This window comes from Candidatus Aenigmatarchaeota archaeon (genome assembly GCA_016932615.1).
Classification (GTDB): domain Archaea; phylum Aenigmatarchaeota; class Aenigmatarchaeia; order QMZS01; family QMZS01; genus JAFGCN01.
The window spans coordinates 39,554-52,047 of sequence record JAFGCN010000007.1; the positions used below are offsets into that span (position 1 = coordinate 39,554).

Genomic DNA, 12,494 nt, shown 5'->3' on the forward strand with positions numbered 1-12,494 from the left:
TTCAATCAAGCCCGGCAAGAATCTGCCGTATTTTTTCCTCAGTAAGGTTCGTGTAAACCTTGCCGTCAACCATCATTGAGGGGGCCTTGTCGCACTGCCCAAGGCATGACGCCTTCTCAAGCGTGAATTTTCCGTCGGTTGTCGTATCTCCAAGCTTCACCCCCAGCTCTTTTTTAAGAAAGTCAAGAAGCGTGAAGGACTTATTCAGGTAGCAGGAAGGGCTCCCACAAACGCGTATAATATGCTGTCCGCACTTTTTTGTCGGAAGAAAAGCATAAAAGCTGGCAACCCCATAAAGCTTTGCTAAAGGCATTCCAAGGCCACGGCTTACCTTGTCAAGCTTTTCAAAAGAAACATATCCCTCCTGCCGGACAATCTCCTCAAGAACGGTTAAAAGCTCGATTTCGCCATTCCTGCAGGATTTGATGAGCAAATCCAGTTTCCCCATAAATTAGTAAATTATTAAAGAGTTCCCAGGAAGTCAAAAATTACTGCTTGCCATAAAATGACTTGTGGTCTATATTATGCTTCCTATAACGCTTAGGCCCTGCCCCAAAAAGCATAGCTATGATCTGGACAAAGCAGAATTGCCTGAAGTTACTCTCAAAAGAGTCACTCATGCGCTGGAAACCCTGGACTCAGAAGTCAGCCTGGAAAATCTTGAAAGCAAGGAAAAACTTTGGGTGTACCGGGCAGTCTCAAAAAAATTTCTAGATATCGACCCGCCATACATCCGCTGCGGGAGGTCACACGGAAAAGGGGTGACGCAGGTACAAGCAAAATGCAGTGCCCCGATGTAGCAGGTCGAAAGAATAAATGCAAAAAACGTCATGCAGAACCTTGTAAGAGACCCGGAAACCTTGTTTGAGGCGTATGAAGGGCTCCCTAAAGAGTCGTCTATTCCAATCAGCCAACTGCTTTCCTATGGCTACCACCCTTCATTTTACGCTCCCAATGCAGGGCAAGTCTTTAGGAAAAAGAAAATGATGTTCATGAAGGTCCACTGCCTGACAGACAAAACTGAAAAATACCTGCCGCTTTTCTGGCATCTCTATTTTTACGGAACAAATGGGTTTGCTTCCGGGAACACTTACGAAGAAGCGGTTCTTCGGGCGCTTTGCGAAGTTATCTAAAGACATAATAAGATAGAAACCAGAAACAGGTACTTGGAAAGAAAGGAGATTTGGCTTGATTCCCACCAGGAGATTATCTCAGGTCTTCTCAGCAACCTGAACGCCTGGGGGTTCAAGCCCATCCTTGAAGAGTGGAGCCGCCCGATACCAGTCCCCACTATCCAATGCAGACTCGGGTACAAGGCCGGATATGGCACATACCCCAAACCAAACTCCATCAGATCTTCAAATTTATCTCCTTTAGCTTCTCACGCACAATCGGCGCGCACTCCTGGCATACCCAGCACTCATCCTTTCCAATCGAGGTCTTCTTTATTATCTGGAGCCGGCCGTTCTTTGTGGGCTTGAACCTTTGCCCGCAAAGTTCGCATTTATGAAGCTTTAGCATAATAGATTAAAGAGTTAACCTATAAAGTACCGGACATTTCCGGTTTGCCTAGTGACCTCCACTACACTAACTGCTTAGCTTGCATATATATTTTATGCAACAAATAATGCTGGAAGCTTGTCCCAAAAAATACACCTATGATCAAGACAAGGCAGAATTGCCCGAAAAAACATTGGAAAATGTACTAGGCATACTAAAAGACAGACATATAGAAGTAGAATTCAGGGAAGTCCAAAGCCTACTGGGAATCCCGTTTTACAAGTTGATGTCCACCGACCCCGAACGAAATTACTCCTCATATCTATTTTCAGGCAGCTCTTCTGGAAAAGGATCAACGCGCTTCCAGTCAAAATGCAGCGCCCTTATGGAGTGGGTCGAGCGAGTAAACGCAGGGCAAATCCCAACTAGACTACTCAACAGCGAAGAGATGGTCCATTGCAGCTATAATGAACTCTGTACAAACTCCAGAATCGCCCCGAAAGAAATGCTGTCCTACAGCTTCCACCCCTCATTTAAAAGCAATGCCTCAGAAGAGATACTGAGACATAAAAAAATGCACTACCTGAAGTTCCAGTGCCTTTCCGGACAAGAGGGGGCATACCTTCCAATATTCTGGCACCTGTATTTCAACTGCTCAAACGGACTTGCTGCAGGGAATACTTATGAGGAAGCAATCCTTCAAGCATTGTGTGAAGTCGTAGAGCGTAATAATGTCATTGAAACAAGGCTGAGAAATCTAAAATATCGAAGAGAAATAGTGCTAGATACCGATTATAAGCCCTTGAGAGATATGTCTGAGGTGCTTCACAAACAAGGAATAACCCCCATTATAGAGGACTGGAGTTGTCCGATACCAATACCTACAATGCACTGCCGATTTGGACCCAGAGCGGGCTATGGAACCAGCACTAGCCCCATAAAGTCTGCCATAAGAGCGATAACTGAAATGGTTCAGGACTATGCGATAAACGAAAAACACTGCCTTCCGCCGCAGGAAAATATAATCTATCCTCCGGCGGATAAAAAGATAGAGCTAAGCAAAATAAAAAGTCTGGAAAGGCAGGATATCCTTTCAGAGATAAAGGAAATCGTCAGCACCCTTAATTCCATGGGGTACCAGACCTATGTCAGGGACATCTCCCTACAGATACCTGTGCCTACGGTTCTGGTGGTTGTTCCTGGGCTTAAATGCTATGATTTCAGAAATCAAGAGAGGCATCTTCTGGATTTTAAGAGCAACCTTGTCCAGTATTATAACGATTACCTCATATACCTGCGCTAACCTCAAAAATGGCCGGGTTCAAGGAGGGGACTATTTGAATCTCCAGCATTCCGTTGCCCACCTGCACCAATTAAGCTTGCCTCTAAAACCTTCGTACAGAAAACAGAAGATCATCAAGGAACAAGCCCCGGAAACTTCTGGCGGCAGTACTGCTTGCACTCGTCAGAATTAAGGGCCATGTTCTTCATGGACAGCCGGCATGCATGAAGAAGAGTGTCTGATGCGCCATCATCATCTATGTCGCCAAGCATTAAAGCACTGGGGTCCATACCAGTTTCGGCAAATTTCCTGCAGCCGTCGTTTAAGGCGGACTCAACCGATAAACCTGACATCTGTCCCATCGACCCGCTAAGGTAAAGCACGCTTAAGACAAGAACAATTGCTCCAAGAGCAACAATAATTATGCTGTTTACGGTAAGCTCGATGCCCTTCATAAATATACTGTATTTCTATAGCTATTATTTATGAGGCAAGGCAACCTGACCATAGAACACGTGATTCTATTGTTAATAGCACTCCTTGTTCTCGTAGTGTCCTACCTTTTCGTAAATGGCTCCATAAAAGGCCCTACAAACAGCACAACCGAGCTGACGCAAACCTACAGCGAGTGTAACAAGTGGAGGATGTTTGGCTACCTGGGAACAGATTTCTCAACACACGTTGACGGAAAGCCAAAATACCCTGCGCTGTGGCAGACCTACGTAGGTGCAATCACAAATACACCGACCCCAGAACAAATAGAGCAGGCAAAAAAATACTGCACCCTGTCGCAAAATAGCCCTTAAAAAGCAGGCCAAAACCTCAAAATCAGAAATGAATTATTATTCCAGATTCATTTATGTTCATCGAGCATCCTCTGATTAAAAAGGGGGCTTTGCAGATAAGAGACTATCAGGTCGAGATTGCAAAAAGCGCGATAAGTAAAAATACTCTTGTTGTGATACCTACCGGAATGGGAAAGACGAACATTGCGCTTCTCGTAGTCGCCGAGCGGCTCAATAAGGTGGATGGAAAGGTCCTTTTTCTTGCCCCCACAAAGCCGCTTGTCGAGCAACACAAGAAGACCTTTGAAAAGCTGTCTGAACTTGCAGACCTGGAAGTCATAACCGGGACAATAAGGCCGGACCTTCGCGGGAAGCACTACCAGCGCTCAAGAATTATATTTGCAACGCCCCAGACTATTGAAAATGACCTGAAGAGCGGAATTCTAAATTTCGAGGATTTTGTCCTGCTGATTGTTGATGAAGCGCACCGCTCTGTCGGAAACTATGCTTACACATACATTGCAGAAAACTATATGGGGCGGGCGAAAAATCCACTTCTTATCGCGCTTACCGCCTCTCCTGGAGGGAGGGTTGCACGGGTCGAGGAAATAAAGAAAAACCTGTTCATAGAATCAGTTGAATTTCGCTCTGAAAAAGATTCTGATGTTTCCCAGTATGTAAAAGACCGGGAAATGAATACTGTTCAGGTCGAGCTTCCAGCAGAATACCTTGAGGCAAAGAAACTTCTCCAGGAGATAATTTCGTCAAAGTCCGATACTCTTTGTTCAATGGGCGCGGTTCCTACAAAAAAGTTCTCCAAGAAGATGCTTTTGGAGTTCCAGAATTTCTACGCAAAGAAGGCAAGCCAGACGAAAAATCCCCGTCTCTTCCAAGCGATGTCAAAAATAGCCGAGCTGATAAAGCTGGACTACTGTCTTGAATTGCTTGAAACTCAAGGGGCGGCGCCTCTCAGGGAATACCTCAAAAAGCTGAAAACCGAAAGCACCAAGGCCTCAGCCAGCATGCTTAATAACCCCAAGTTTATGGGATTTTTAAAGCGTGCGGAAAACCTGCCCGACCACCCCAAAATGAATGAGCTTGAAAAAATCGTCAAAAGCGAAATCGAAAAAAAGGTCATTGTGTTCACTCAGTACCGGGCCACAGCTAGCGACATACTATTTAACCTGAAGCGCATTGAGGGTGTGAAGCCCGCACTCCTGATAGGGCAGAAATCCGGCCTGACTCAAAAAGAGCAGGTAAGCGTCATCAGGGACTTTGAGGATGGGTTCTTTAATGTATTGATTTGCACATCCATTGGCGAGGAAGGGCTCGACATAAAAGGCGTTGGAACGGCCGTCTTTTACGAGCCGGTCCCTTCAGAAATAAGGAGCATCCAGAGAAGGGGGAGGGTTGCGCGGCTTGTCGAGGGAAAGCTGTATGTTCTGGTTGCAAAAGACACCCGGGATGAAGCATACTACTGGACGGCTTACCACAAGGAAAAGAAGATGAGCCGGTCGCTTGGTGGCGAAAAAGAGCAGGCAAAGCTGGGAGACTTTGAAAGCCAGGGGTAGGGCAAGCAAAAAAAGACACACAAAAAAGCAATTTGGCTAAGTGGCTTATTCATCAGTTTTCTTTGGCTTCCTTACCGCAACTGGCCCAATATAGCCGCAATCGAGGCAGTCGTACTGGTTGTCCTGGCCTCCCAGGTAAGGGCTAAGCTCTGTAGAGCCGCACTTCGGGCACTTGAGAGGCGATTTGTTCATAATATTCCAAAACTTATAAGAGTTCAAAACTATTGGATTTATGAAGCCAATCGTCCTGAAAAAATGCCTAAAGAAATATACCTACGACACCGACAAGGCAGAAACGCCCAAAGACACTATCGGAAGAGTGACTCGGGTCCTAAAGGGGCAAGGACTAAATATCGTCTTCGAAAAGCTGGAAAACAGGGCAAATATTCCCGTCTACCGCGTAGTTTCTGCCGATCCTTCCAAGGATTATTCTTCCCTAGTCTTTAGCGGAAAGGCGCACGGAAAAGGTGCGACTGAAAGCCAGGCGAAGTGCAGCGCTCTTATGGAGTGGGTGGAACGAGTAAATGCTGGAAACGCAATACGCCTGCTTGCAAAAGACAAGGAAACAATCTTCAGGGCTCATGAAACTATCCCTTCAGAATCCACTATAGATATCAAATATATGCTGTCTTACAGCCATAACCCTAGCTTTTATGGGAAAAGTGCAGAAAGGATTATCAAACGCAAAAAAATGCATTTTATGAAAGCTTACTGCCTTACCGATAAACGGGAGAGATATCTACCATTTTTATGGCACCTGTACTTCAATGGGTCAAATGGGCTTGCCTCAGGAAACACTTACGAGGAAGCTGTTCTTCAGGCGCTTTGTGAAGTTATCGAAAGACACAATATTGTGGAGATAAAGACATTAAATTCAAAAGTAAACGCTATCGAGCTAGGCTTTCCCTGCAAGCCCCTCGCAGAAATGCTTTCAAAAATCCAGGAAGTTACTGCAAGACCAATCATACAAAAGTGGAGCCGCCCGATACCAGTCCCCACTGTCGCCTGCAGGCTACACGATAGCACTGGATACGGAACTGCTCCAAGCCCAGCAAAAGCAGCCATGAGAGCCATAACAGAAGCCATACAAGAAGATACCGCTACGAGACGGTATGGACAAGATAGTGCCACAATCAAGATTGAGTCACAAGAGCCAATACCTCTCAGCAGTATGGAAAGCCTGGAGAGGGAAGATCTGTATGATGAGATTAATGAAATCTCAAGGATTCTTGAGTCCATGGGGCATATGATATATGTTATGGATTTCTCCTCAATCGTCCCCATACCCACTGTCGAGGTGATTGTGCCTGGACTCAGGTCTGTCGACTACACTGGAAGAGATCGCCACCTACGGGAATTTCAGTCTTGCCTTATTGAGTATTTTAACCTCGTAGCAAGCTTACCTCAGTGGAATATTTTAACCGCTTAGCCACTCTGCAGAATCACCTTCAGAAGAAGACTTCCATAGATACTTAACCGATAAAAATAACGCTGGGGGCAAGATTTGAAATCGCGGAAAACCTCATAGCCAATTTAGCAGTAATATTCCTGCTTTGCAGGAATCTGCTTCTTTTGACGTTGAGGCATTATTCTTCCTCGGGAAGAATAAAGCTTCACTCGCGCCTCCTTGCGGAGACCAGCTTTCCAGGCTGGCGCCTTAGACCACTCGGCCACCCCAGCATAACATTAGTAGAATAGTTTCTTAAAGGGCTGAATCCGCCCCACAGGAAGCTTTGCAGAAAACCCCTTCTTTACGGCGCAGGTCCAGATTTATAGGTACGCCATTTCCCAGATAACGCCTCCGCAAAATTTGGCTAATCTTGGCCGTGCTTTTGACGCTCTTTTTTCTCAAGCTCCTCGCGGATTGATTCATACTGCCCAAAATTCTTGTGAACTGTTTTTTGTAGTGGCTCTGGTTTTGGCTCTATATCGGCCTTTATCGGATTTTTTTCATAATGCCTGTATTCAAGCCGTGGGACTTTATGCTTTTTGCCTTTTACTTCCTTTTTGATTTTTGCCAATTCATTTAGGATTATCAAAAGCCCCGGAATGAATATGAAAAGCGCAAAGCCCATTGGAGTCCTTACGAAATTTCCAAGATGACCCAGGTAAGGAATACAAAATATTACTATTCCTTCAACACTGCCGGGCCGTGTTACTTCCATGTCAGGGTCCTCATTTGCATCACCCTTCGTCAAAAAGCCATCCGGCGTAACGTTTATAATCCTGTGGGTAGTGTAGGTTCCGGCGCTTCCAAAAGTAATAATGTCGCCGATTTTGAGGTCTGACGCATTTACCCTCGCTATGGCAACAACATCCCCTACGTTAATGGCTGGAGACATCGAGCCGGAAACAACAGTCCTGAACTGAATGCCCTGGGATTGCAGGCCAAATGCAATGAATGCTGCAAGAGCAAGAACAGCTACTGCTGCGCCAAATTTAAGTATATTGCTTGCCATAATATAATATACCTCAAGTTACCCTTTCCTTTATCAGGCCTATTCAAAACTACTTCTCATTTAGCGAGCTGCACTTAAAGTTAAAGTTATTGAGTCTCTGCTCAGCATAAAAAGACAAGTCTGCAATGAGCGAATCCGTCTGGGCGACATTGTTCTGGTGAGACGTTCCGTCGCACTCAGCGCTGTAGCCGCTGACGGTTATATGCCCAAAGCACCAGAGAAGGCCTACCCTCTTTGGAACATTGCTTCTAAGAACCATGTTGTTTGTCGGGTCCGCTATTGGAAAGGAGGTAACCTTGTTGCTTATTGGCCCAATGAAAAGCTTTGTGTCGCCCAGGCCGTATTTTCCATCCTTAACTGTGTCAATCCACCCAAAAAGCTCTATGAAACCGGAAAGCTCGCCCTGGTCTTCGCCCGAAGTCGTGTCGCCTGCCTCTTCTTCGGGGTCAATGAGGCCGTTTTCAAGGTCCTGTTTGTTCCTGACAACAAGGCAAGCCCATGCCTCCTGGCCACTGACTGAAATCGAAAAAAGCCCCTCACCAGTGTCTCCCGGCTTAACGTCTTCCACTATGAAGGTCGGCTTTCCTTCGATGTCGATGCCGTACCCCCCGCATGACTCCTCAGTCAGATTAATCCGGTACAAAAGCCCTGCCGTATTCCTGGTCGGGTCGGGAAACCCAGCCCGGTTTTTAACCTTTATCTCAATTGTATTTTCTCCTGCTTTCATCCTTCCAAGAAGGTTGTAAGTGCGAACCGACCCGTAATTTGTGTTTAAAACGCTTGCGCCTACCAAAAGCCCATTGACCCTAAGCTCATAAGTGTTGTCCGCGGCGAGTTCAATCATCGCGTATTTCGGCGGAACCGTAAGAGTAACCTTTCTTACAAAAGTATAAGTCTCGTCCCGGCTGGGATTTTCAACATAATAGCTTTTCCATATCCATTTCGCTCCGGGGATGCTGGTCCAGGCGGGATTTCCGGAGTATGCCTCAACTGCGTTTTCTCCGGTTTCCTTTACGGTGTCCTCCTCACTGCTTGTGATAATCTGGTAGCAGGCCTCCGGGTTGGGCGAAGGAAGCAGATTCACGTTAAGAGTAAATGGCTGGGATGAAAATCCACTCCCAGACATTATCGAGTCAACTGAAAAAGCGCCGGTAACATTCTCCATGCTCCCAAAAGCCAGGGCAAGAATTCCCACTGCAAGAATGCCTGCAAAAACGACGAGATACTGGGAAGAGAGTCTCATAAACTATCTTGAAAAACCGCCAATATATACTTTACCTCTCGTAAGTGTCCTGTAATGCTTCTGCACGCCGTCCGTTGTTTCATTCATGCAGAAAAAACAAATGGCAGAGCCGACTTGATTAAGGCGATTGGCAATGCGCAATGCCCCAAAGAATTGCTTCAAGCCCGCTGTAATCCGACGCACTGAAGAAATAGGTCGTGTCGGTGGGTATGTTTGTCCTGTACCAGTCTATCCACCCGGCATTTGTCCCGACGAATACGACATATATCTTTATTCCTGCGGCCTTTGCGGCATCGGCCTGGGCTATTGCGGCGGCCTCACCCGTTCCAGGGTTGCCTGGCTTGTTGGGCATCTTGTCGGCGATAAGTATCATGTAATCCGGCGACCCGGCATCATTTCGGTCGTTAGGTCCTGTAAGCTCAGTTGTCGCGTTCAGAAGGCCTCCGTAAAGGTTTGTGTTGCTGCCTGTGTCAAGCAGCTCTATTGCCGCGTCGATTGCCGCCCTGTCGCCGGTTAAAATCTGGTCCAGGGTTCCCTCATCAGCATAACTTGCCTGGCCTATGTGCGGCCCATCCAGCTCTGGAGTCAGGTTATCAACAAAGGAATGAGCTGCTGCCTTTAAGGTGTCCATATCGCCGGACGTGCCTCCAGACCTTTGAAACACAAGCATCACGTCAGGCCTTGCCGAGCACATGCTTGGAAGAGTGCAGTCCGACAGGCAATTCACGCCATTATTGACGCCGTCATCGCACTCCTCAGGCCCGTTTACTGTTCCGTCGCCGCAGTATTCATCGGTTATGCATTCATCCCAAAGGCAGCTTTCTGTGCAACCCCTCATTCCGGAGTATCCTAACAGAGTTGTGCAAGAGCCCAGGTTTCCGTCGCACTCTTCGCCTTCTTCGACCTCCCCGTTTCCGCAAGAAGAAGGAAAAACTGCCGCCACCGAAAATGAATTCCCCGCAGAGCTTTCCGTGTCAGTTATAAAAGCGCCTGTCGGCTTTTCGGCCGTGCCTGAAAGGATAAGTAAAGCTAGACCAACAAACATTACACCGGCTAAAACTCTTGAACTCACCATGCTTAAATATATTTAGCCGGGGATGCTATATATGCAAAGTGGTTTGTAGTGCTATTGTAATGGTTTTTGCAGACGTTCCTGCCACAGGGGGAAAACAAAAAAGCTGAAAAGTGAAAAGAAAATGTTGGACTAATCTACTGGGTTGCAAAGGAATTTGCCGTTGTTTCTTGCCTGGACTACCTCAAAGGAGATGTCTGCTGTGTAGCTGTCTGTCTGGACGCTGTTGTCTATAGGCAGGCCATTGCAGTATCCATCACCTTCGATGGTTCCAAGGCACCATGCTGCGCCTATAAAGTATGTCTTGGTTGGGTCCAATGGCTCGCCATCAATTCCGCCCACGTTGTTCTCTGCTGCGTCTGCAAGAGTCCACTTGACTGTTGAAATTGCGTCTGCCGTGCCTGCTGTCAAAAGCTCATCGCACTCCACCTGATAGATGTTGTCTCCAGGGACTGCATCGTCTTCATCATCGCAAATGTCTGCCCAAATCATGAAGTTGAGGTTTGCTCCAAGCTCTCCATCTGTATCAGACTCGCAAGTTGGCTCATCATCGATTTCTGGCTCGTTGCATCCGTTTTCATCATCGCTTGTCTTTGTAAGAACCACGCATCCCCATGCAGGGTTTGTGTCAACGTGGATGCTTATCGTGTTCTCACCATAGTCGCCGGGCTTAAGGTCTGCGTAGTTGAAAAACTTCTGTGCCTCAAGGTCAGTGAGTTCCCAGCTGCATTCCTCCTTAGGATCTCCATTGTAAGTACAGGTGCTGTCAATCAACAGGTCAATTTCTCCGGCAGTAAATGTGTTGCCCTGTGATGTCTCAGTGTCAGAGAAGAATGCTCCTGTCATGCTTCCGCCAATAGCTGCTGCTGTTAGTCCGATAACTAGTAAACTGACTAGTATTTTTGTATTCATATAAATAGATTGTCCTCTACAATATTTAAGGAAAAAATAATTCCATTACGCTCGTAATTGTTGGATACTTCTTGGAAGTCTTATCTGGCAGTAATTTCAAAAAATCGGGCTTAATGAATTTTATCCGGGAGTAATCAAACTGAACAGAATGAGTAAGAAAAATTAAGAGAAAAAATAAAACAAAACTTAGTCGCCGTTGCTGCAGTTTGCAAGATCTTCAAGTATCTCCAGCAAGTCGTTGAAATTCCCTGCGTCAAAGTAGTATGTAGAGTCGGTTGCAATATTTGCCTTGAGCCAGTCGGCATTGTCGGTGCTAACTCCAACCCCTACGACATATATCTTTGTGCCTCTGCTATCAGCAACATCTGCCTGCGCCTTTGCCATGTTTCTTGGCGTGTCTGGGCTTGTTGGAAGGTTTGGCTCTCCATCAGTTATTATGACCATGTAGTCCGGGGAGTCTGCGTCATCCCTGTCGTAAGAGGCATCTTCAAGCTCTTGGTTTGCAAGCAAGATTCCCTCATAAAGGTTTGTGCTTCCGCCAGGAGATACTGCATCTATTGCCGCGTCGATTGCTGTTTTGTCGCTGGTTAAGTGCAGATCAAGTGTTCCGCTTGTTGAGAAACTTGTCTGGCCCATATGCGCTCCGTCTGTTTTTGGGTCAAGGGCTGTGACAAATGCGTGGGCTGCGTTCTTCATGGTGTTCATCTCAGTTGTGTCAATGCTTGCTGATCTGTCGAGAACGGTCATCACGTCAGGCGCTGCCGCGCAGATTCCCGGAAGGGTGCAGTCATTTCGGCATTCGTCATCATTTACGTCATTTCCGTCGTCGCATTCCTCGCCCTGTTCAAGAATTCCATTTCCGCACACCGGCTCAGTGCCTGGCACGCAAAGGAAGTTCTCATTATGCCTCTGCTGGATTGCTTCAAAGGATATGTCTGCCATTACGCTGTCTGTCTGGATGATGTTTCCTGTTTCACTGGGAACGCTCCATGCAACCGCTATGCAGTAGTTGACTCCGGGTTGGACTGGTTCTCCCGTCAGGGCATCGGCAATTGGCCAGACAAGGTCTGTTGCCTTTGCTCCCTGGACAAGGTACTCATCTATTTCTACATCGAAGTCGTTTTCGCAGTCATAATCCCTCCAGATGTCAAAAGACAAAACATCCTGCAGTTCGCCTTCGCCTAATCCTTGGTCGCCGCAGGTGCCATCTGCCTCATCTTCCGGCTCTGTGCAGCCGTTTTCAGCGTTTGAGAGGCCGGATATTTTTGCGCAAACCCAGGCCGGGTTTGAGGTAACGTGGATGCTTATTGTGCTCTCGCCATAGTCGCCGGGCTTGACATCACCAAAATTTAGGATTGGCTGTCCGTTCAGGTCCTGGGCAAGCCATGTGCATTCGCATTCTGTTCCAGGAACAGGGTAATCATTTCCTCCCTGCCAGGTTCCGTCAACGCACTCGTTTCCATTGTAGTGGCATTCGCTGTCTACAGTAAGGTCAATTTCTCCGGCAGTAAATGTGTTGCCAGTTGATGTTTCCGTGTCTGAGAAGAATGCTCCAGTCATTGTGCCGCCAATAGCTATCGCTGTCAGTCCGATAACTAGTAAACTGACTAGTATTTTTGTATTCATATAAATAGCTTAACTTCGGGATTATAAACATAAAACAGTTTCAA

15 protein-coding genes and 1 tRNA gene are annotated in these 12,494 nt (G+C 46.7%); 6 read left to right on the forward strand and 10 right to left on the reverse strand.

Annotation, left to right across the window (positions count from 1 at the left end; all coding sequences use genetic code 11):
• Position 1 precedes the first annotated feature (1 nt).
• Positions 2 to 448, reverse strand: a complete 447-nt coding sequence (locus tag JW727_01165) for an NAD(P)H-dependent oxidoreductase subunit E (protein ID MBN2094634.1) — start codon at positions 446 to 448, stop codon at positions 2 to 4.
• A 76-nt stretch (positions 449 to 524) separates the two neighbouring features.
• Between JW727_01165 and JW727_01170 the strand changes: the two genes are divergently transcribed.
• Together JW727_01170 and JW727_01175 are read left to right on the forward strand one after the other, a co-directional pair.
• Positions 525 to 800 (forward strand): hypothetical protein, encoded by a 276-nt coding sequence (locus tag JW727_01170; GenBank protein ID MBN2094635.1) that lies wholly within the window; start codon positions 525 to 527, stop codon positions 798 to 800.
• A gap of 30 nt (positions 801 to 830) precedes the next feature.
• Entirely contained in the window at positions 831 to 1,133 is a 303-nt protein-coding gene (locus JW727_01175) for a YcaO-like family protein (GenBank protein MBN2094636.1), read from the forward strand.
• 217 nt (positions 1,134 to 1,350) lie between these two features.
• On the opposite strand, the gene JW727_01180 is transcribed toward JW727_01175, so the two are convergent.
• Entirely contained in the window at positions 1,351 to 1,521 is a 171-nt protein-coding gene (locus tag JW727_01180; GenBank protein ID MBN2094637.1) for a hypothetical protein, read from the reverse strand.
• A 94-nt stretch (positions 1,522 to 1,615) separates the two neighbouring features.
• Between JW727_01180 and JW727_01185 the strand changes: the two genes are divergently transcribed.
• A complete protein-coding gene (locus tag JW727_01185; GenBank protein ID MBN2094638.1) occupies positions 1,616 to 2,803 on the forward strand; it encodes a YcaO-like family protein in 1,188 nt (395 codons plus the stop codon).
• A 113-nt stretch (positions 2,804 to 2,916) separates the two neighbouring features.
• Here JW727_01185 and JW727_01190 read toward each other — a convergent pair whose 3' ends face one another.
• Positions 2,917 to 3,237, reverse strand: coding sequence for a hypothetical protein (locus JW727_01190; GenBank protein MBN2094639.1), 321 nt, complete (start codon positions 3,235 to 3,237; stop codon positions 2,917 to 2,919).
• 30 nt (positions 3,238 to 3,267) lie between these two features.
• Here JW727_01190 and JW727_01195 point away from each other — a divergent pair, with 30 nt between their 5' ends.
• Together JW727_01195 and JW727_01200 are read left to right on the forward strand one after the other, a co-directional pair.
• The gene (locus JW727_01195) at positions 3,268 to 3,588 is read left to right on the forward strand and encodes a hypothetical protein (GenBank protein MBN2094640.1); all 321 of its coding nucleotides are present in this window, start codon (positions 3,268 to 3,270) and stop codon (positions 3,586 to 3,588) included.
• A gap of 53 nt (positions 3,589 to 3,641) precedes the next feature.
• Positions 3,642 to 5,138, forward strand: a complete 1,497-nt coding sequence (locus JW727_01200; GenBank protein MBN2094641.1) for a DEAD/DEAH box helicase family protein — start codon at positions 3,642 to 3,644, stop codon at positions 5,136 to 5,138.
• A gap of 45 nt (positions 5,139 to 5,183) precedes the next feature.
• Here the strand turns inward: JW727_01200 and JW727_01205 are convergent, their stop codons facing one another.
• The gene (locus tag JW727_01205; protein ID MBN2094642.1) at positions 5,184 to 5,330 is read right to left on the reverse strand and encodes a hypothetical protein; all 147 of its coding nucleotides are present in this window, start codon (positions 5,328 to 5,330) and stop codon (positions 5,184 to 5,186) included.
• A gap of 40 nt (positions 5,331 to 5,370) precedes the next feature.
• Between JW727_01205 and JW727_01210 the strand changes: the two genes are divergently transcribed.
• A complete protein-coding gene (locus JW727_01210; GenBank protein MBN2094643.1) occupies positions 5,371 to 6,567 on the forward strand; it encodes a YcaO-like family protein in 1,197 nt (398 codons plus the stop codon).
• Positions 6,568 to 6,627: 60 nt separating this feature from the next.
• Here JW727_01210 and JW727_01215 read toward each other — a convergent pair.
• The 6 genes from JW727_01215 to JW727_01240 all read right to left on the reverse strand — a co-directional run bounded on the left by JW727_01215 (position 6,628) and on the right by JW727_01240 (position 12,450).
• Positions 6,628 to 6,818: transfer RNA gene (locus JW727_01215), tRNA-Ser, on the reverse strand.
• 134 nt (positions 6,819 to 6,952) lie between these two features.
• A complete protein-coding gene (locus JW727_01220) occupies positions 6,953 to 7,597 on the reverse strand; it encodes a signal peptidase I (protein MBN2094644.1) in 645 nt (214 codons plus the stop codon).
• A 49-nt stretch (positions 7,598 to 7,646) separates the two neighbouring features.
• Positions 7,647 to 8,840 (reverse strand): hypothetical protein, encoded by a 1,194-nt coding sequence (locus JW727_01225; protein ID MBN2094645.1) that lies wholly within the window; start codon positions 8,838 to 8,840, stop codon positions 7,647 to 7,649.
• A 118-nt stretch (positions 8,841 to 8,958) separates the two neighbouring features.
• Positions 8,959 to 9,915, reverse strand: a complete 957-nt coding sequence (locus JW727_01230; protein MBN2094646.1) for a VWA domain-containing protein — start codon at positions 9,913 to 9,915, stop codon at positions 8,959 to 8,961.
• Between the two features lie 129 nt (positions 9,916 to 10,044).
• Entirely contained in the window at positions 10,045 to 10,824 is a 780-nt protein-coding gene (locus JW727_01235) for a hypothetical protein (GenBank protein ID MBN2094647.1), read from the reverse strand.
• A gap of 186 nt (positions 10,825 to 11,010) precedes the next feature.
• On the reverse strand, positions 11,011 to 12,450 hold the full coding sequence (locus JW727_01240; protein MBN2094648.1) for a VWA domain-containing protein: 1,440 nt from the start codon (positions 12,448 to 12,450) through the stop codon (positions 11,011 to 11,013).
• Positions 12,451 to 12,494 lie beyond the last annotated feature (44 nt).

What these genes read in the sequence shown, in the direction of transcription:
- JW727_01165 (MBN2094634.1), bottom strand. Translation starts at nt 448, where the DNA reads ATGGGGAAACTGGATTTGCTCATCAAATCCTGCAGGAATGGCGAAATC.
- JW727_01170 (MBN2094635.1), top strand. Translation starts at nt 525, where the DNA reads ATGCTTCCTATAACGCTTAGGCCCTGCCCCAAAAAGCATAGCTATGAT.
- JW727_01175 (MBN2094636.1), top strand. Translation starts at nt 831, where the DNA reads ATGCAGAACCTTGTAAGAGACCCGGAAACCTTGTTTGAGGCGTATGAA.
- JW727_01180 (MBN2094637.1), bottom strand. Translation starts at nt 1,521, where the DNA reads ATGCTAAAGCTTCATAAATGCGAACTTTGCGGGCAAAGGTTCAAGCCC.
- JW727_01185 (MBN2094638.1), top strand. Translation starts at nt 1,616, where the DNA reads ATGCAACAAATAATGCTGGAAGCTTGTCCCAAAAAATACACCTATGAT.
- JW727_01190 (MBN2094639.1), bottom strand. Translation starts at nt 3,237, where the DNA reads ATGAAGGGCATCGAGCTTACCGTAAACAGCATAATTATTGTTGCTCTT.
- JW727_01195 (MBN2094640.1), top strand. Translation starts at nt 3,268, where the DNA reads ATGAGGCAAGGCAACCTGACCATAGAACACGTGATTCTATTGTTAATA.
- JW727_01200 (MBN2094641.1), top strand. Translation starts at nt 3,642, where the DNA reads ATGTTCATCGAGCATCCTCTGATTAAAAAGGGGGCTTTGCAGATAAGA.
- JW727_01205 (MBN2094642.1), bottom strand. Translation starts at nt 5,330, where the DNA reads ATGAACAAATCGCCTCTCAAGTGCCCGAAGTGCGGCTCTACAGAGCTT.
- JW727_01210 (MBN2094643.1), top strand. Translation starts at nt 5,371, where the DNA reads ATGAAGCCAATCGTCCTGAAAAAATGCCTAAAGAAATATACCTACGAC.
- JW727_01220 (MBN2094644.1), bottom strand. Translation starts at nt 7,597, where the DNA reads ATGGCAAGCAATATACTTAAATTTGGCGCAGCAGTAGCTGTTCTTGCT.
- JW727_01225 (MBN2094645.1), bottom strand. Translation starts at nt 8,840, where the DNA reads ATGAGACTCTCTTCCCAGTATCTCGTCGTTTTTGCAGGCATTCTTGCA.
- JW727_01230 (MBN2094646.1), bottom strand. Translation starts at nt 9,915, where the DNA reads ATGGTGAGTTCAAGAGTTTTAGCCGGTGTAATGTTTGTTGGTCTAGCT.
- JW727_01235 (MBN2094647.1), bottom strand. Translation starts at nt 10,824, where the DNA reads ATGAATACAAAAATACTAGTCAGTTTACTAGTTATCGGACTAACAGCA.
- JW727_01240 (MBN2094648.1), bottom strand. Translation starts at nt 12,450, where the DNA reads ATGAATACAAAAATACTAGTCAGTTTACTAGTTATCGGACTGACAGCG.